This is a genomic window from Tenacibaculum amylolyticum (genome assembly GCF_964511145.1).
GTDB classification, from domain to species: domain Bacteria; phylum Bacteroidota; class Bacteroidia; order Flavobacteriales; family Flavobacteriaceae; genus Polaribacter; species Polaribacter amylolyticum.
In genome coordinates this window covers 421849-440006 of sequence record NZ_CAZEFZ010000026.1, presented here as the reverse complement: position 1 = coordinate 440006, position 18158 = coordinate 421849, and the positions used below count along the sequence as shown (strand labels likewise).

The window sequence follows — 18158 nt, the reverse complement described above, 5'->3', positions numbered from 1 at the left end:
TTAGAAGCACAAATATAGGTATTTCGCTAGTAGTTTTCAATTAAATCTTTTGTATGATGTTCTGTATGGTATGCAGTCCACATAATGATCTCACGCAAAGGCATTTTACCCATTAAAGGATGCGGAAGAATAAGCGTATCTAAAGCACTATCTTTAAATTTATTGGTTTTGTATTGTAGCTTTTTGTTTTGAATTGCTAATGTGGTAAGTAATTGTTTGTATTTCTTTTCAGAAGGTGTTTTTACATCACTATTAAAAGCTTTTGCTTTATCTTTATATTGTATAAGTTTTTCTTGATATCGATCTCTAACTTGTTCATATGTTCTAAGAGGTCTATTAGCTGTACCAAACTTAGCTTTTAAAATAAATGCAGGAAAACTTAAACCATGATTTAGTTTTTTTATAGAATCTACTAAATGCTGTATTTGTTGTCCAGTAGTCCATTTATCTTCAGGACCTTTCTCCCAATAATTTTCTTCATCCTGAGTTGCAATCCAATCAAATAATTGTTGATGTTTTTCGTCTAGTAAATTAGCAATAGCTTGTTTGTCCATAAGTAGAAATAAATAGTCATTAAAGATATAAAAATTAACTAGTTCAACAATTCACTACAATAAAACTACGTTTCATTACACTTCATTTTTTTAAAGAGAACTCGTCTACTACTTTTGGCTGTGTTAATCCATCAAAAAAGAATCATTATGAGAGCAAAAGCAATTCTAATATTACAAAGTTTACTAGTTACTTTCATTGTCAGTTTTATGTCTTTAAAGTCTTTTGGACAACAAACTGTTACTGTAAATAAGAATAAACATTACAGTTATTCTTCAAAAAACAATGGAGTACATAAAATACAGTTTAATGGAAAAGGAGGTGATTTTCAGGTAGAGTTTGAAGGAGATATAACTTTGTCTGACGATGATAAAGATATTACAGCTATTTCTCGAGGAGGTTTTATAGAAATTAAAAAATCATCTTTTGGTAAGAAAAGGAAAATAGTAATTGAAGCTGAAAGTGGAACTCTTAAAAAACGTTATTATGTTGGTTGGAACGAGAAACCTTTTATTCCAGATGGAAAAGAATGGTTAGGAGAGGTTTTACCAGAAATTGTTAGAAATACAACCATTGCTGCTGAGTCTAGAGTAAATAGATTTTATAGTAGAGGAGGAGCGCAAGCAGTTTTAAATGAAATAAAAAGATTAGGAGGCGATTATGTAACTGCTAAATATTTTAGCTATTTGTTAGAAAAAGATTTAAGTAATTCAGAACTAACAAAAGTTATTGAAACTGCCGGAAAGCAAGTTGATTCAGATTATTATTTAGCACAGATTTTACAGAGTAATCAACGTGCTTTTTTAGCAAGTCCACAAACAGTTTCAGCTTATATTAACGCTACAAAAAATGTTGGATCAGATTACTATATGGCTCAGGTACTAACAAAAGCTATTAAAAATGATGATATTTCAGATGATCAGTTAGGAGAATTATTAGTAATTTCTAAGGATATAGGATCAGACTATTACATGTCTCAGTTATTAATTAAGATTCTGAATAATAGAAAGCTTAATAAAGCTAACATGAATAAAATCATGCAACTTTCTAATGAAATAGGTTCTGATTATTATAAAAGCCAGGTTTTGAAAAAAGCATTAGATAAGAAAGATTTATCAAAAGAGAATTACAAAGCTTTTATTTCTTCTATAGATGATATTGATTCTGACTATTATGCATCTGGTGTAATCGCGGATTTACTGGGAAAAGATTTAGATAATGCAGCTTTAAATCGTGTATTAAAATTAGTATCAGAAAATGTAGCTTCAGATTATTATGCATCAAGTGTATACAAAAAAATAGCTGCTAAAAAACTAAATGAAGAACAACTAATCATTATACTAAATTCACTAGATAATATAGGTTCTAGTAATTATCTTTCATCTGCATTAGTAGCTTTTGCTCCAAAAGTAAAACGAAGTTCTCAAAGAGTAAAAGATGCTTATATGAAAAGGGCGAAATCTATTAATTCAGATACTTATTACGGTAGAGCAGTAAAAGCAATGTACTAAAAAATATAGCTAAGTTATTAAGGTAATTAAGTTTTAAAAATAGGATTTAATTACCTTAGTGCTATGCTAAAAGTAGAGTCTTTACTTAGAGAAAAACACATGAAAAAACATTTTTTCATAGCATTTACTGGAATTATATTAGGTGTTTTTATAGGGTATTATATGCTTATAAGCGAGCAAAAAACGCCAGATACTATTGTATTAATAGGAACTGGAATATTAGGTATAGTCATAGCTTATAGTAATGTATATTTATCAGCTATCTTAGATCATAAAGTTCCATGGAAAAAGCATGAAGGTACTAGATTGCTAACTGGAATTACTATGCATTTAGTAATAACATTTTTACTAAGCATTTTAGGGTATTATGTTTACGCACTAATTAATGGGCAGCAAGTTACTATTACAAATCAATTAGAATTAGTTTTTATAAAACTAAGTATCTTATTATGCATTCTAAGTATTATTTATCAGGTAGTTTATTTTGCTTTCTATTCTTATAACTCCTATGTACACTTACAAATAGCAACAATTACTTTAGAAAGAAAACAATATGAGTATCAGTTAAATGCATTAAAATCACAATTGGGTCCTCATTTTTTGTTTAATGGTTTAAATACAATTTCTTCATTGATTCATAAAGATGTATCTAAGGCAAATTTATTTATTAGAAAACTAGCTTTAATGTATAATTATACATTGAAAAGTTATCATACAAAACATGTGTCATTAGAAGAAGAAATAGCTTTTGTAGAATCGTATAATTTCTTACTCGAAACACGATTTGATAAACGGTATAGTTGTGAAATTGCAATTACTTCAGAGGTTTTACGTACGAAAATTCCACCGTTGACCTTACAAATGTTAGTGGAAAATGCCGTCAAACATAATGTAATGAGTACTTCAGAACCTCTAAAAGTTACTATTACAAATGATGAAGCATATATTTATGTAGAGAATAATATTACCGAGGTACCGCACAAAGTACATTCTTTAAAAATAGGACTTAGAAATATTAATCAACGATACTTATTACTTTTTAAAAAAGGAATAACCATTACAAATGGAAGTAACTTTCGTGTAAAATTACCAATAGTAGCATGAAAAAGTTATTTATTCACCAATCATTATTTCGTTTGCTGAGCCCTTTATTTAGTGGAGTTATAGCTTATTTATTAATTTTATTAGTGAATAATAATGTAGGGCAATTGCAGGAAGAGTTTTTAGGAGAAGAACTATACGTATGTATTGGATTATCGTATATTATCCAGGAAGTATCAAGGTTTTTATTGGTGCTGTTTAATAAAATTCCAAGGTTTAATACAACAATACTTTCATTAGGTGTACAAGCATTTATTTCTTTGTTCGTAGGTATAGGTGTTATCACTATTTCCATAACAATATATTACAAGAAAGTTCTTGGTTTTTCACCTGATAATGAAGAGTTGTGGTTGTTTAATAGTATTTTCTCCTCAATTACAATTATTTATGTGCTATTATTTATTAGTCACCAGTATTTGTATAGGGTTAACACAGAAAAGTTAAAAGAAGAGGAACAATTTTTATCATTTATAGAAGAGGATTTTAAAGAATTTAAAGAGGGAATAAATCCAGACTTATTATTTGAAAGTTTAGAAAATTTATTGGTACTCATACAGAATGATAAAGATAAAGCAGATGATTTCATTGACTATTTAGCAACAATATATAGGTATATACTAGCAAGTAAAGAAAAACAATTAGTAACAATAGAAGAAGAACTCGAAAATACAATACAGCTTGCAAGCTTATTCAATTACTTGCCGTATAGAAATGTTATGATTAGTAGCTCTATACAAAACTCTTTTTTAATTGTCCCAAGAGCTTTACTTTTCATAGTAGAACAGATAATAAGAACAACCATAATTTCAACGCAAATAACTTTAGAAATCTTTATAGAAGAACATGAGGATTCTTTTAAGGTTCATTATAATATAAACGATAAAATTACAAGTCCATTTACATTGCAGAAAATCACAGAAATACAGAGAGTGTATCGTATTTACAGTAATTATGACATAGAGGTATACACAGACGATATTACTAGAACAATTTCAATACCTAAATTGACAACCAAAACCAAACTAACAACATGAACATTGTAATAATTGAAGATGAAGTACTAGCTGTTGAAAAACTAGAGCGTTATCTTTTAAAATATGATACTTCCATAACAATTATTAATAAAATAGATACAATTTCTGAAGCAGTAACATGGTTTCAAGAGCATGAAGATTTTGATGTTGTATTTATGGATATACAATTAGTTGATGGATTGAGTTTTGAAATTTTTAATCAAGTACTGATAAAGAAACCTATTGTTTTTGTAACTGCTTTTGACGAGTATGCAATAGATGCCTTTAAAGTAAATAGTATAGATTATATTTTGAAGCCAATTACATTTACAGATGTATCAAAAGCTATGCTGAAATTAAAATCGTTAAAGAATCTATTTACGAATACAGAAGCCTTATCAGATGTAGTACAAACCTTAAAGAAAAAGAAAACAAAAGACCGGTTTTTAGTAAAGTTAGGGAACCATATTCACTCAATAAAAACTAATGAAATTTCATTGTTTTATGCTGAAGGCAGAGATGTCTACTTAATTACAAATACAGGAAAAAAATACATGATTGATTATAAGTTAGAAACTTTGATTGATATTTTAGACTCTAGTAGTTTTTTCCGTGTAAATAGAACCTTTATTATGGGAATAGGTGGCATACAAGATGTGTTAGTATATTCTAATAGTCGCCTAAAAATTACTCCTAAAGTTTCTTTAGAAAAAGAGATTATAGTAAGTAGAGATAAAGTCTCAACTTTTAAAAATTGGTTTGAAGGAAATTGATTAATCTTAATTTTGGGAATAAATCTTTGAAATTTATTTCTAGTTAATAGAAGTCACTAATTATTTAATAGTAAAAACAAAACCCTGTACTAAAAAGTACAAGGCTTTAGTTTTCATTAATTATTAGGATAAAAGTGATTGTATAAAAAATCTGAATACGTTGAAGTTGCATCATCACCACTCACACCACCTCTAGCATGAGCAAGAGTTAGGTTTCCTTTAATAGAATTATCATAAAAAACTCTAGTTAATATATCTGGAAAAATAGGGTGACTAACAAAAGTAACGTTAGGATCAGAGTTTAATCTTAAGCGTCTAAAGACTTTTATTAAGGTGTTTTTTTGATCACCTGTTAATCGTGCGTATTCTTCAGGATAATTAGATCTCATTATATTAAGGTCGCTAAAACGATAAGCTTCATGACTAAAGCCTAAAATATGACCTATTTCATGTACCATAAGAGCTATTTTTCTTTCCACTGAAATAGTTTCGCCATCATATACAGGAGAGTTTGAATTGATATTAATTAAACGACCTACGCTTCCATCAGCATTAGGAAATCTAGCACTAGCATCTGGGGCTCCAACAGACAAATCTCTGTAATTGGTAAATACTAAATCATACCTTAAATCTATTTCTTCATCTGGATCTGGTACTATTTGACGTTGGTATGTAAAATGAACTAACCCTTCAAGAGCAGAGTTCCATCTTGTTATGGCATTATGAATAAAAAATTGCCATTCAACTGGCATGTCATCTTCAATTGCATATCGAATATTATTTAACTTAGAAAAGTTAGGAGCAGCATAACTATCAGTACCAAGAGCATCTAAATCACTATAAGTATCAGGGTATTCAGTACCATCATTAGTAGTAACATAAGGAAAACCATAATATGTTCTAGTTGTATTAGCTCTAGATCGTGGTGAATTATTTAATTCTACATGTTTACTTAAATTACAGCTATTTGTATGCTGAACTATTTCATATTCTTTATTTGCTATTTCAATAATTTCATCTTCTTTTTGGCATGAAGTAAAAATTAGAAATAAACTAAATATTATTGCTCCACAGCTTATTCTATTATATGCTTTATGTTTTATAATCATTATGTAATTAATTTTTTACCAAAAGAAACCCGATTAATAATTTATCGGGTTTTTGTAAAGAGTTATATAACTATTATATGCTATTATTGAATATTAAAAGCTTCATTATATAAAATTTCAGCAAGATTAAGAGCGTTGTCAGTTGTACCAGAATCGGTTCTAGTAGGACAACTTTGATAACCTCTTGTTACAACAGAAGCATTTCTGAATATGTTAGTAACAAATGCAGGTGTTGAAGAAAATGAGTCTAGATTATTAGAAACATATAAAAGCTTTGCTCTTTTAGCAATACTTTGACTTTCTTCATTTGTTAATGTTTGAGTTGCTCTAGTAGAGTTTTTAATATCAATAAGGCTAGTAGTCATAAAGCTAAGTTCACATTCAGCACTTTCAGGAGAGAAACCTAGTACTTGCCCCAAAGCACGTATCATAAAATTAAATTTACTTTGTTTGATATCACCATCCTTATTTAAGAATGCAGCTGCTAATGGATTAACATTAATTATTCTACCAATTGATCCGTCACTTTCAGGAAAACGACCAGATACAGGAGATAACTCGGCAGAATTAAAGTAAGAGAAAACTAAATCAGCTTCTGTATCAGCAGGAACATCTCCAAAACCTATAGGAAGGAACTGTACACCAAGGTCAGCTAAAGCATTTTGATAAGCATTAATCGCAGTTAGTATAGGTGGTATCCAATTATGAGCTTCTGCTTCAGGACTATTGTCAAAAAAAGCAGGGGCTAACTTGTAGTAAATTGTTTGCAATTCCGAAGAGTTTAATAGGTTAACAGGAGTTAAATCAGCATTTCTGTTATTACCTTCATAAATGTTAATGATCTCGTTACCTGCAACTTCAGTAATAGGGAAACCAAAATGAAAACCTTCTTGATTATTCATTCTAGCTTGTGTACTAAAATTGTCAAGTTTGTTTTGCTCAACTGGAGTTTCAATTAATTCTTCATTTTTTTCACATGAAGTAAAAACTAAAGATGTAGCAAATAATGTTGTTGCTAATAATTTCGGGGATTTTCTAAAAAAATTAATCATTGTTTAATCTTGTTTTTAAAAATTAAGACTTCAAAATTATACTTCATTCATTTCATTCTCTAAAAATGTAAGTCCCAGAAATATGTTTTGGGACATTTAAACTTTTCTACAGTATTTAAAATATTGTTTTTTAGGTGTTTTTTTATTTTTTAAAATGAGTCCTAAAACATGTTTTTGACACGCTAAAACAAGGAATTTGATATAGTACTTAGATTAAATTTTGAAATTTTTAATCAAGTATTGATAAAAAAATATCGTTTTTGAAACTACTTTTGACGAGTATGCAATAGATGTTTTTAAAGTAAATAGTATAGATTATATTTTGAAACCAATTACATTTACAGATGTATCAAAAGCAACGTTTAAATTAAAATCGTTAAAGAATTTTTTTTCCGTGTAAATAGAACCTTTATTATGGGAATAGGAGGCATACAAGATGTGTTAGTATATATCTAATAGTCGCCTAAAAATTACTCCTAAAGTTTCTTTAGAAAAAGAGATTATAGTAAGTAGAGATAAAGTCTCAACTTTTTAAAATTGGTTTGAAGGAAATTAATCGTTCTTCTTAGCTTGAATTTTACGATGTCTTTTCATTCCAATAATAAGGCCAACAATACCAATAATAGGAAAACTTAAAGCTATAGGTAAAAAAGTTGTTTTACTAGCAATTACTTTAGCTCCAATGGTGAGTGCAAAAAACAATAGGCCTATAACAACCCAAATAGTATCGTTCTCTAGCCGTTGTTTTGCGGGATATTGGGGCTTTTTATTCACTAGAACCTTTAATGTATCCCAATCCCAAGCTATTAATAGCAGATTAGCTAAAAGCATTAATCCAGTAATAATAGGTGTGCCTCTAAAATCGTAAGATATCGTAATTACAAATACATTCGCAATAATAGGAAGAAATAAGAGAGCTCCTAGTTTTGCATAATGCTGTGTCATTAATAAAAGTCCAGCGAATAACTGGCTTAAACCTAAAAATTTCCAATAAATACCAGATTGATACATTGTTTCAAAAAAATGCCATGCACTGTTAATTGGATTTTCAGCGCCACTTTCAGTGGTAAATCTTAACCCTTGTATTTTTACAATGCTTGCAAATACAAAGGCAAAACCAATTAAATATCTTAGATAAATAATAAATAATTGAGGAAACGCTTTGTTTTTCATAGTGTTAATTTTAAACTTGGTTACTTAAATAAAAAGACGAAAAGCAATTATTTTTGTTACTAAATAAAATTAGATTCCTTTTATTTTATAAAGTACACATTTTTGTAGGTCAGGGTAATCTTCTAATAAAGGATGCGCAAAGCTTTTTTCTTTTATCATACCTATTTTTTGCATAACAGTAATAGAAGGGATGTTTATTTCGGGGGCTACAGATACAATTTCGTTTAAATTTAAATCTTCAAAAGCATATGTTAAACATCTTTTAGCTCCTTCAGTAGCATAACCTTTTCCCCAAGAAGAAGGTAATAATCGCCAACCAATATCTACCGATGGATTAAAATCTGCTTCATAGATTTGTTCAGAGAGACCAATAAAACCAATTAATTCATTACTTTCTAAGATTTCTACAGCAAAATAACAAAATTCTTTTTCTGAGAATTGTGCTTGCATTCGATTAATAAAATCTAGAGATTGTTGTTTGGTTTGTATAGCAGGAAAGTACTGCATTACTGTCGGATCGGAATTTAAATTATATAAAACATCAAGATCACTTTCTTTCCAATTTCTAAAACCTAATCGCTCCGAAGTAAAAATATAAGTATTCATATCTAATCATTAATAAACCATAAATAAATGCTTATTTACTTTCCTTTAAAAAGAAGTAATAATATATGATATATAACCAATTTAAAGCGCCATGTATTATAGCCAATAAAATAGATTTATTTCTATCCCAAGAAATTATCATAGCTAATACAGTACCAATAATTGTTCCTTGCTTTACTTTTTCAATGTACATATGATGAATGTTAATTTTTTTGCTAATATATACAAATCATACGATGAAATAGGGAATAGTTAGCATTAACTCATACTATTTAAAATAAAAAAGAAAGGATAATACTATTGCAGTATTTGAGTTTAATTTCTATTAAATATGAACTAGATTACTTCTAATTTTATAAAATATAATTATTCATTATGAATAAAAATACTAGTATTATTAATACATTTACATTACAAAGGGAACATAATAGAAGCATAAAAAACTTTTGTAAATAAAAAGACTTATTATATTTTGCTTCTGTATTTAATACACATATTAAAAACTAACAAATTAAAAGAGGTTCAACTAATTTTTTGATGAATGAAAAAAAGTATCACACTTAAGGAATTAGCAAAAATATTAGGTGTTTCAGCATCTACAGTTTCAAAAGCATTAAATGATAGTCATGAAATTAGCGAAGCAACTAAAAAGAAAGTAGAAGAGGCTGCTAAATTACATAACTATAAACCAAATAGAGCTGCTTTAAATCTTAAATCTGGTAAAACAAACACTATTGGAGTTATTTTACCTAGTATTAAAAACTTCTTTTTAGCAAGAGCATTAAGAGGTATAGAAAGTGTTATTGCTGGTACTGATTATAATGTAATTATTAGTGTAACCAATGAATCTTTCGAAAAAGAAGTAAAAGCAGTAGAAACACTTGTAAATGGTTTAGTAGATGGTATCATTATATCTGTTTCTGAAGAAACACAAATTCGTCAAGACTTTTCTCATTTAATAGCTCTTCAAGACGATGTACATTTGTTAATGTTTGATAGAGTAGAGAATTCGATTAATTGTGATAAAGTATTAGTAGATGATTATGAAGCAGTTTTAAAAGCAGTTAAAGAGTTGCAGTTTAAAGGGAAAAAGAATATAGCTTTAGTTTCTACAATTAATAATTTAAGTGTAGGGAAATTAAGAACTAAAGGATATGTAGATGGAGTTACGAATTTTCAATTACCTATAATTATTGATGGTTCTGAAGATCAAGTAGAAAAATCGTTACATAGTTCATTAAAAGAAAAAGGAATTGATGCTATAATAGCATTAGATGAAGAAGCAACTTTAGCTTCATTTAGAGTAGGGAAGAAGGAGAACTTATTAGAAGAAGGAAAATTATCTTTAATAGGATATGCAGGGAAAACGATTTCGGAGCACCTTACTCCAAGTCTAACAACAATAGATCAGCACGGAAAAAAAGTAGGAAGAACAGCTGCAAAATTAATGCTAAACAAATTGGAGAAACCACAGAAAAACTCAGAAGTACGCATCATCGATTCTACATTAAGAGAAAGGGCTACTACTAAGAGATAATTAAATTATAAATCATCTGTAAAATGCTTACGCGTTTTTTCTTTTGAAAATTTTTCAGCATTATATTGTTTAGAAGTTCCTTTTGGAATAGATAAAGATTGCCATTTAGCATCTAAAATAAGCTTTGCTAAAGAAACAATTTGGCCAACATGATAAGAGTAATGACATAATTGTCTGTTAATAGCTTCTACTACAGTATGCCCATGATTTCTAATGTAAATAATGGTTTCTAAATCATCAGATGTTAAAGGATTTAATGCGGTAAATAAACAATTCCAGCCTTTGTTCCAATAATCTAAAACCTCTTGTTTTGTTCTGAATGAGTTTATAAATTCAGCGTCTCTATTACGCCACTCTTTCTCACCGTCTTCCGTAAGGAAATTGGTCCATCTTGAAAGCATATTTCCCGCCATGTGTTTAACAATAATAGCAATACTATTACTTTCATTATTTAGAGAAAGAAAGAGCTGTTCTTCTGAAAGTTGTGCAAAAGTTTTGTCACCTAATTCTTTGTAGTAGGTAAATTGTTTTCGAACACTGTTTAGGTAAGAATTAGACATAAAAAAAGAGTTGAAAAATTCAACTCTAAATTACATTATTTTTGTTCAGGAACAAATTTAAGTGCCACACCGTTAATACAATCTCGCATTCCAGTAGTTTCTCTCGGGCCATCATTAAATCGATGTCCTAAGTGTCCGCCACAAGTATTACACTTTAATTCAGTTCTAGCATATCCAATTTTATAATCAGTATCTGTTTCTATATTTTCTTCAATAGCTTTATCAAAAGAAGGCCAGCCTGTTCCAGAGTTAAACTTTCTATCCGATTTATATAATGGAGTATCACACGCTGCACAAGCAAAAGTACCTTTATCTTTAAGGTAAGTATATTTACTAGAGTTAGGACGTTCAGTTCCTGCTTCTCTTAATACATAATATTGCATTGGAGTTAATGCTTTTTTCCATTCTTCAGTAGTCTTTTCAACTTTATATTTTTTTGCAGACTTTTTATCTTGTGCTGTAGATTTACAGCATACAAATAAACCTAAGATAGCAACTAAAATTAGATTTTTCATTCGTTGTTTTTTATAAATGATACAATTCTTGCAGTTAAATTTTTATCACGAAGAATTTTAGTATGTCCAAATCCTTTTGTAATTAAAATAGAACCCTTCTCTAGATTTTGACGTATGCGATACGCACAACTTACAGGAACATCTCCATCTAAAGAATCATGTATTACTAATGCAGGGATTTTTACTTTTTTAGCCTGCACAGAGCTAGAATAGATATCTATATCTATTTGGTGTTTTTTATCGTAGTATTTTTTTAATTTTTGAGCAATTTTAGGTTGCAAACTTAAGTTTTTAATAAAGTTTTGCATTACACCAGAAATCGTATCTCCAGAACCAATACTCACAACAGATTTTACTTCAAATCCTTCAGCAATTGCACTGTATAAACTCATTCCTCCAAGAGAATGCCCTACTGCTGCATCAAACGGACCAAATTTTCTGTTAATAGCTTGGATAGAATCAATAAAATCAGGCATAGAAGCATTTTTTCCATCGGAATTTCCATGCGCAGGAGCATCAAAAGAAATGACCATATATCCATTTTCAAGTAACTTATCTGCAATCATAAAAAGTTGTGTACTTCTCCCACACCATCCATGTACTAAAAGTACTTTCTTTTTAGAAAATCCATATGTAAGTATTTCTATTTCTTGCTGAAGATCAGGGAGCATTAAACGGCTTTTTTGAGCACTTTTCCACATGGTTTTTTCTCTTTCTGGTATTGGAAATTTAACAGGAGTAGAGAAGAGTTTTACAGAAAATAATGTTGCTAATTTATTGGAAAAAAACTGAATTACTTTAGCTACATTTTGAATTACTTTAGGAATTGCAATACTTGCAGGTACTAATCTATCTTGACTTGTCTGAATCATAAAAGATTTAAATTTTCATTGTAAAGATAGAATTTGTAATTTTAAAATATAATAGAAGTGACTTTTTTCCGTTGAATTGGTCTTATAATAAGTATAGAAGTAATAAAAGAAAGAAAACCATGAGAAAATTAATAGCCCTTATTACCATTTCAGTGTTTTTGGTAGATTGTAGTACAGTGCCAATTACAGGAAGAAAGCGTATCAATTTTGTGAGTGACGCTCAGATTTTACCAACAAGTTTTAAGCAGTATGATGGTTTTTTGAAAGAGAATAAAAGTAAGATTATTACAAATACACCACAGGCAAAAGAATTGAGAGCTGTAGGTAAGAATATAGCTGGAGCAGTAGATCGATTTATGAGAGCTAATGGTATGGCAAAAGAAGCTGATGCTTATAAATGGGAATTTAACTTAATTAATGATAAAACTATTAATGCTTGGTGTATGCCTGGAGGGAAAGTGGTTTTCTACACAGGAATAATGCCGATCTGTAAAAATACAGATGGTGTTGCATCTGTTATGGGACATGAAGTAGCACATGCTTTTGCAAAACATGGTCAAGAGCGTATGTCTTCTGCACAAATACAGCAAGTAGGAGGCGCAGCCGTTGCTTTAGGAACTGCAAAAAACAAGAATTCACAGTTATGGAATATGGCATACGGTGTAGGTTCTCAATTAGGAATGCTAAAATTTAGTAGAACTCATGAAACAGAAGCAGATAAATTAGGATTAGTATTTATGATAATGGCAGGTTATAATGGAGAAGAAGCAGTAAATGTATGGAAGCGTATGAGTGAAGATGCCAAGAAAAGTGGAAGAAAAGCTCCACCAGAATTTTTAAGCACACATCCATCAAACGAATCGAGAATTGTTGAGTTAAGAAATTATTTGCCAGAGGCTAAACGATTAGCAGCAAAATTTAATAGTCAAGCTAGAGCAACAAAATCGTAAAGAAAATAGTTTTTAAGTATATTGCAAACCGTTCTTTCTAATTAAAGAACGGTTTTTTTATGAAAAGCAATACACTTAAAATAGGAGATAAGAAATTAATAAACAGTTGGGCTTTTTACGATTGGGCCAATTCTGTATACTCTTTAGTAATAAGTACTGCAATTTTCCCAATATACTTTAGCGGTGTAACAGGAGGGAAGATTGTACGATTTCTAGGAATAGACTGGGAACACCCAGAAAGTCTGTATAGCTATGCGATGTCATTTTCATTTTTGATAGTGGCTTTTATGTCTCCAATTTTATCGGGTATTGCAGACTATACAGGAAGTAAAAAGAAGTTTTTAAGTTTTTTCTGTACGTTTGGTAGCTTAGCAGTTATGAGCTTGTATTTTTTTAAAGATTCTGATACCACATGGATTGGAATTTGGGCATCTATTTTCGCTAGTATTGGTTTTTGGTCTAGTATTGTTTTTTATAATGCTTATTTACCTGAAGTTGCTTTACCAGAACAACAAGATAGTGCCAGTGCAAAAGGGTTTATTTACGGATATATAGGTTCTGTGATTTTATTACTAATTAGTTTAGTTTTAATTATGAAACCAACTCTTTTTGGACTAGAATCATCAGGTTATGCTTCTAGATTGTCGTTTGTATTAGTTGGATTATGGTGGGTTGGCTTTGCACAGTTTACGTTAAGAAAGTTACCTAAAAACGCATCACATGCTAAACCTGAAGAGAATTACTTTTGGAAAGGATATCAAGAGCTAAAAAATGTATTTAAAGAGATTAAACAATATCCTACATTAAAAGGTTTTTTAGTGGCATTTTTCTTATTAAGCGTTGGAGTACAAACCATTATTATCATGGCAGCCTTTTTTGGTACTACCGAGTTAGAATTGGAAAGTACAGATATGATTGTAACGATATTGTTAATTCAAATAGTAGCAATTGTAGGAGCAAAATTTTTCTCTAAGCTTTCTGAAAAATATGGAAACTTTAAAGCTTTGAAAATTACAATTCTTATATGGATGTTGGTTTGTTTTGGAGCTTTTTCATTACATAAAGGAATTCCAAATGTTGGATATTATTTTTATAGTCTAGGAGGTTTGTTAGGTTTTGTACTTGGAGCAGTACAATCGTTAACACGTTCTACTTATTCTAAGTTATTACCAGAAACAGAAGATCATGCAACATACTTCAGTTTTTACGATGTAACAGAAAAAATAGCAATTGTTATGGGAACTTTAGTGTATGGATTTTTAAATGCAGTAACAGATTCTATGCAATGGAGTGTATTGTCTTTAGCAATCTTTTTCTTAGCGTCTTTATTGGTTTTAAATACCTTGAAAAGAACAAAATATGTATCATAAAAAAAGAGCTTCTTAAGAAGCTCTTTTCTCGTAAAAATAAAAATATATAAAATATTAAAGTGGTTGATTTACTGTAACAGCGAAAGAAACTTCAATATCAGTTTCACCACCAGCATTTGTAATATCTCCTGTACTTACGTTAGCACCAGCTTTGTTTGGCTCATGTCTTAAGATAAAAGTCATTGTACCAGTACCAGCAGATGTTGGAGTAACTGTGAAATTAATTCCTACAGGGTTTCCATTAGAATCGTTAGCTCCAGCATAAGCAAAGTTAGCAGCAATAGTAGAAGCACTGTAGAAGAATTGGTGATCATCAGCTTCAGCAACAATTTCATCATTTACATTTTCAGCAGGATCTTCAGTTTCATTCCATAATTGGATACTTCCATTATAAGTTGCTCCCATAGTTAAAGTAGCTGGATCTGGAGAGTATGTAAGCACTGGTGCATTTGGTCCATCACCATCTAAGTCTTTACTAGTTAATGTAATTGCATTCCCACCTCCTGCAGGAGTTAAAGTAACAACCATTGTGGTAATTACTTCCTCTTCATTTACTGGAGCTGGAGTTTCATCATCAGAACAAGATGAAAATGTAATTGCAGCGATAAATAAAATTGCTAATAATTTAATTGATTTCATAATTGTTTTAAAAATTTAAGGATTATGGTTTTCGTTAATAATTTATTTTGATTTGTAATTTGAAATTTCGTCCTAAATCGTCAGCGAAAAAACGAAGTCTGTTTAAATAATTTCTATACGAAGTATTTAGCATGTTATCTATTGAAAAATTAATTCCAATGGTAGTGTTAGACAAGTTAAAGTCTAAACCAGTAGAGAAATTCAATAAGTGATATGCGTTTGGAGGAGTGCTTATATCTACAAGCTCATTAGAGTTTGTAGAAGGAACAAAAGTTGTAAAATTATTATCAGGGTACTCATTTTGTCTTGCATTAAACTCGCTTTGCAACGATGCATAAAAATTATTCCAGCTTTTTTTCTCGTATGTAATACTACTTACTGTTTTAAATGGGGGTATGTCTATTAAAGGTCTATTGTTGCTAGCATCTCTTCCTTTTAATAAAGACGATTTGTTAGCAATAGTTAGGTTATCTATAACGTCAAATGAAACATTGGTATCTATACCAAAAAGATTCGCATTTACTTGTTGATAAGCCCATACCACAAAAGTTCCTCTTAGAGTTGTTTCAGTTCCCGTAGGTTCTAAATAAATAAAATCTTTGATGTGATTGAAAAATGCTTCAACAGAAACATTAAATTTAGAATTTGTATATTTATAAGTTCCAGAAAATCTATGGGATGTTTCTGGTTGGATACGCAAATTCCCTAGCTCAATCCTCGCAGCTGCATGATGCAAACCCTCGCTAAATAGCTCCGATGGATTGGGTGCTCTATTGGATAAACCATAGTTAACGATAAAAGAATTTTTGGAATCCAATTCGTATAATAAACCAGTTGAGGCTGATACATTATGATAGTTAAATTTGGGGTTAACTAAGTATTGAGTTCCAGTGTCTTCTATAATAATATTACTAAAATCTTGATCATAATTTAGTGAATTCCATCTAGATTTTAAGTAAAACTTTTTTGCATTTATATGATTAAAGTCGTAGCGAATACCAGCTGACAAAAGAAAACCATTAAACCTAAATTCAGAAATTGCGTAAATCCCTGTATTGAATTTGTCATAGTCTGGTATAATTCTACGCACTCCAGTAAGCCTAGGGAAGTTATTTTGGTATCCACCAGAAATCCCAAATTTATAGATATTGTCCGGATCAGAATCTAGTTTTATATCTGCTGTAACCGAATGCGTTGTTAATGCTAAATCGGCCGCAGCTATACCACTTCTTCCTCCGCGTCTTATATCAAATTCTAACCTTCTGTTGTGCTGAAAATCATATTGAATTGAAAATTTACCTACACCTTTAAGGCGCTTGTACATTTTGGCTTTTAGTAATTGGTGAGTTACATCTTGTTTTGGGTTGTTAATCGCATAACTAAAATCTTCTACTACTAAAGGTATTCCGCTATTAATAGCTCTAACCAGATCTCCGGCTGTACCAATGTGGGAAGCCCTTAAAATCCCAAGTTCATTGGATAAATAGCTATAGTAAATATCAAAACCTTTATTAAAATTCTTAAAGCCTCCATTTAAAGAGAAACCATAAGACTTTATTCCTGTATTCGTAAGATTATAGTCTGGAGCCATAAAGTCACCAGATCTTTTAAAAGATGCCTGTCCGTTAATAAACCAACCTTTTTCGTAAGTTTTACTAAGATTTGTATTTATAGAGAAAAGTCTACCATTATTTTGTTGAGAAACAATTGTTTTTCCCATTAATGTGTCTTTTCGAATAATTTTAGATGGGTTTATAACAATTACTCCTCCAATAGCATCTCCTCCGTATTCTAGAGCGCTAGCTCCTTTAATAACAGAGATACTACCTGCAGCATTAATATCTACATTAGGTGCGTGTTCTATACCCCAATCTTGATCTTGTAACCTAACTCCATTAACAGATGTCAGTACCCTACTACTGTGTAATCCGTTAATAACAGGCTTTACAATTGCACTTCCTGTATTAATAGAAGAAACTCCGGAAACCTCTTTTAGAGCGTCTCCAAGACTAGCATCGCTAAAGTTTTCAAGTGTGTTAGTTTTTAACAAAGTTTCTTGAGATGTTTTAGTTTTTATACCAGTAGCTGCTTTTACGCTAATTTCGTCAAGCTCTTCTATATGGTGTTCAAGATCAATTACTTTATAAATATCTTTCGTAAGATCGAATTTGAAAATTTTTGTCTCACATGATATGTGTGAAACTTCAACTTCTATAGTTCCAGAACAAAGGTTTGGTATTTTAAATTTTCCATCTATGTCTGTTACAGCGTATTTGTTTAAATTTTTTAAGTAAACAGTAGCGCCTACTATAGCCGATTTATCGTGAAAATCTTCTACGATTCCCGAAAAAGTGTGTGTACAATTTTGACTTATTACTAAAGTTGTATAAAAACTTAGTAATAAAACCAAAATACGGTGATTTGATTTCATTATGATTTTTAGAGTTTAAATTATCTTGGTTAAATAATTAAACTGACGCAGGAGGTCCTCTTAAATGAAAAGAGGTTGTTGAAGTGTTTTTAAATGAATAAAAAAAGCCTTTTGGCGATGTAATTTCCGTAAACGTAACTAAAGGAATAATGGTTAACGTATTTACTGTGAAATTATTTAAATGAAAAGTACAAGTATCACAATCTAATTCATATTCATGAAAGTGTTGCTCATCTTTAGAAATACAAACTTCATGTCCCTCATGTTCTTCATGAATTACATGACTCAATTGTACTAAAGAAGGTGCTAGTAAAAGCACCAGTACAATAATTGATATGTATCTCTGCATTAATTTCATTCAGCCTGCAAAATAAAAAGAATTATTTAAGAAATA

The 18158-nt window shown here is 30.1% G+C and carries 19 protein-coding genes; 7 read left to right on the top strand and 12 right to left on the bottom strand.

The window, feature by feature from the left end; all coding sequences use genetic code 11:
- Positions 1 to 26 precede the first annotated feature (26 nt).
- Positions 27 to 554, bottom strand: coding sequence for a DinB family protein (locus ACKTTC_RS10305; protein WP_408039737.1), 528 nt, complete (start codon positions 552 to 554; stop codon positions 27 to 29).
- A gap of 147 nt (positions 555 to 701) precedes the next feature.
- On the opposite strand from ACKTTC_RS10305, the gene ACKTTC_RS10300 reads away from it, so the two are divergent.
- The 4 genes from ACKTTC_RS10300 to ACKTTC_RS10285 all read left to right on the top strand — a co-directional run bounded on the left by ACKTTC_RS10300 (position 702) and on the right by ACKTTC_RS10285 (position 4950).
- Complete coding sequence (locus ACKTTC_RS10300) at positions 702 to 2063, top strand: hypothetical protein (protein ID WP_408039736.1); 1362 nt, start codon at positions 702 to 704, stop codon at positions 2061 to 2063.
- Between the two features lie 99 nt (positions 2064 to 2162).
- Complete coding sequence (locus tag ACKTTC_RS10295; RefSeq protein WP_408039735.1) at positions 2163 to 3167, top strand: sensor histidine kinase; 1005 nt, start codon at positions 2163 to 2165, stop codon at positions 3165 to 3167.
- Positions 3164 to 4198, top strand: a complete 1035-nt coding sequence (locus tag ACKTTC_RS10290) for a histidine kinase (RefSeq protein ID WP_408039734.1) — start codon at positions 3164 to 3166, stop codon at positions 4196 to 4198. The genes ACKTTC_RS10295 and ACKTTC_RS10290 overlap by 4 nt, the downstream gene beginning before the upstream one ends.
- Complete coding sequence (locus ACKTTC_RS10285) at positions 4195 to 4950, top strand: LytR/AlgR family response regulator transcription factor (protein ID WP_408039733.1); 756 nt, start codon at positions 4195 to 4197, stop codon at positions 4948 to 4950. Before ACKTTC_RS10290 ends, ACKTTC_RS10285 begins: the two co-directional genes overlap by 4 nt.
- A 116-nt stretch (positions 4951 to 5066) precedes the next feature.
- Here ACKTTC_RS10285 and ACKTTC_RS10280 read toward each other — a convergent pair whose 3' ends face one another.
- From ACKTTC_RS10280 to ACKTTC_RS10260, 5 genes are all read right to left on the bottom strand, one after another.
- Positions 5067 to 6059: a zinc metalloprotease gene (locus ACKTTC_RS10280; protein ID WP_408039732.1), complete on the bottom strand. Its 993-nt coding sequence runs from the start codon at positions 6057 to 6059 to the stop codon at positions 5067 to 5069.
- A gap of 83 nt (positions 6060 to 6142) precedes the next feature.
- Complete coding sequence (locus ACKTTC_RS10275; RefSeq protein ID WP_408039731.1) at positions 6143 to 7111, bottom strand: hypothetical protein; 969 nt, start codon at positions 7109 to 7111, stop codon at positions 6143 to 6145.
- 552 nt (positions 7112 to 7663) lie between these two features.
- The gene (locus tag ACKTTC_RS10270; RefSeq protein ID WP_408039730.1) at positions 7664 to 8284 is read right to left on the bottom strand and encodes a hypothetical protein; all 621 of its coding nucleotides are present in this window, start codon (positions 8282 to 8284) and stop codon (positions 7664 to 7666) included.
- A gap of 69 nt (positions 8285 to 8353) precedes the next feature.
- The gene (locus ACKTTC_RS10265; protein WP_408039729.1) at positions 8354 to 8890 is read right to left on the bottom strand and encodes a GNAT family N-acetyltransferase; all 537 of its coding nucleotides are present in this window, start codon (positions 8888 to 8890) and stop codon (positions 8354 to 8356) included.
- Between the two features lie 31 nt (positions 8891 to 8921).
- On the bottom strand, positions 8922 to 9083 hold the full coding sequence (locus ACKTTC_RS10260; RefSeq protein WP_408039728.1) for a hypothetical protein: 162 nt from the start codon (positions 9081 to 9083) through the stop codon (positions 8922 to 8924).
- A 348-nt stretch (positions 9084 to 9431) separates the two neighbouring features.
- On the opposite strand from ACKTTC_RS10260, the gene ACKTTC_RS10255 reads away from it, so the two are divergent.
- Complete coding sequence (locus ACKTTC_RS10255; protein WP_408039727.1) at positions 9432 to 10427, top strand: LacI family DNA-binding transcriptional regulator; 996 nt, start codon at positions 9432 to 9434, stop codon at positions 10425 to 10427.
- Positions 10428 to 10432: 5 nt separating this feature from the next.
- Here ACKTTC_RS10255 and ACKTTC_RS10250 read toward each other — a convergent pair whose 3' ends face one another.
- The 3 genes from ACKTTC_RS10250 to ACKTTC_RS10240 are packed head-to-tail and all read right to left on the bottom strand — an operon-like array spanning position 10433 to position 12374.
- Complete coding sequence (locus ACKTTC_RS10250; RefSeq protein ID WP_408039726.1) at positions 10433 to 10987, bottom strand: DUF1572 domain-containing protein; 555 nt, start codon at positions 10985 to 10987, stop codon at positions 10433 to 10435.
- 35 nt (positions 10988 to 11022) lie between these two features.
- Positions 11023 to 11502, bottom strand: a complete 480-nt coding sequence (gene msrB, locus ACKTTC_RS10245; protein ID WP_408039725.1) for a peptide-methionine (R)-S-oxide reductase MsrB — start codon at positions 11500 to 11502, stop codon at positions 11023 to 11025.
- Positions 11499 to 12374, bottom strand: a complete 876-nt coding sequence (locus ACKTTC_RS10240) for an alpha/beta hydrolase (protein ID WP_408039724.1) — start codon at positions 12372 to 12374, stop codon at positions 11499 to 11501. The genes msrB and ACKTTC_RS10240 overlap by 4 nt, the downstream gene beginning before the upstream one ends.
- Before the next feature lie 119 nt (positions 12375 to 12493).
- Between ACKTTC_RS10240 and ACKTTC_RS10235 the strand changes: the two genes are divergently transcribed.
- Positions 12494 to 13324: a M48 family metallopeptidase gene (locus tag ACKTTC_RS10235; RefSeq protein WP_408039723.1), complete on the top strand. Its 831-nt coding sequence runs from the start codon at positions 12494 to 12496 to the stop codon at positions 13322 to 13324.
- 59 nt (positions 13325 to 13383) lie between these two features.
- Positions 13384 to 14694: an MFS transporter gene (locus tag ACKTTC_RS10230; RefSeq protein ID WP_408039722.1), complete on the top strand. Its 1311-nt coding sequence runs from the start codon at positions 13384 to 13386 to the stop codon at positions 14692 to 14694.
- Between the two features lie 54 nt (positions 14695 to 14748).
- On the opposite strand, the gene ACKTTC_RS10225 is transcribed toward ACKTTC_RS10230, so the two are convergent.
- Genes ACKTTC_RS10225 through ACKTTC_RS10215 form a run of 3 tightly spaced genes read right to left on the bottom strand, consistent with a single transcriptional unit; the run spans position 14749 to position 18113 of the window.
- Entirely contained in the window at positions 14749 to 15333 is a 585-nt protein-coding gene (locus ACKTTC_RS10225) for a type 1 periplasmic binding fold superfamily protein (protein ID WP_408039721.1), read from the bottom strand.
- Positions 15334 to 15367: 34 nt separating this feature from the next.
- Complete coding sequence (locus tag ACKTTC_RS10220; protein WP_408039720.1) at positions 15368 to 17764, bottom strand: TonB-dependent receptor; 2397 nt, start codon at positions 17762 to 17764, stop codon at positions 15368 to 15370.
- Positions 17765 to 17801: 37 nt separating this feature from the next.
- Positions 17802 to 18113, bottom strand: coding sequence for a hypothetical protein (locus ACKTTC_RS10215; protein ID WP_408039719.1), 312 nt, complete (start codon positions 18111 to 18113; stop codon positions 17802 to 17804).
- Between the last annotated feature and the right edge of the window lie 45 nt (positions 18114 to 18158).